Here is a 655-nt window from a genome sequence, read left to right on the forward strand (position 1 = left end):
CAACCTCACGGCCAAGCAGGTCGAGTACGCCGAGATCATCCACTCGGCCGGCTCCGACCTCCTCCAGCTGATCAACGACATCCTCGACCTGTCCAAGGTCGAGGCGGGCAAGATGGACATCAACCCCGAACGCGTGCCGTTGCGCCAGCTCCTCGACTACGTCGAGGCCACGTTCCGGCCGATGACCTCGCAGAAGAGCCTCGACTTCCGCGTCACCACCGCGCCGGGCGTGCCCGCCGACCTGTTCACCGACGACTCGCGCCTGCGCCAGGTGCTGCGCAACCTGCTGTCGAACGCGGTCAAGTTCACCGAGACCGGCAGCGTCGAGCTGCGCATCGAACCGGCCGCCCAGGACGAGCCGCCCGCCTCGGTACGCCAGCACGGCGCGGCCATCGCCCTGCGCGTGGTCGACACCGGCATCGGCATCGCCGCCCAGCAGCTCGAAGCCATCTTCGGGGCGTTCCAGCAGGCCGACGGCACCACCAGCCGCAAGTACGGCGGCACCGGCCTCGGCCTGTCCATCAGCAGCGAGATCGCCCACCTGCCCGGCCGCGCGATCGCGGCGGAGCGCATGCCGGGCCAGGGCAGCGTGCTCCCCCTCTAACTGCCGAGCGCCCGGCCCGACGTCATCGGGCTCCCCCCGAAGATGGTCCTC

Annotated in this window: 1 protein-coding gene; it reads left to right on the plus strand. The window is 70.4% G+C overall.

Features of this window, described 5'->3' with window-relative positions:
• A partial coding sequence (locus DMH01_RS42475) for a HAMP domain-containing sensor histidine kinase (RefSeq protein WP_233621891.1) occupies positions 1 to 604 on the plus strand: 604 nt, incomplete at its 5' end.
• Positions 605 to 655 lie beyond the last annotated feature (51 nt).

The sequence above is a fragment of the Amycolatopsis sp. WAC 04182 genome, from assembly GCF_003947465.1.
In the GTDB taxonomy this organism is placed as follows: domain Bacteria; phylum Actinomycetota; class Actinomycetes; order Mycobacteriales; family Pseudonocardiaceae; genus Amycolatopsis.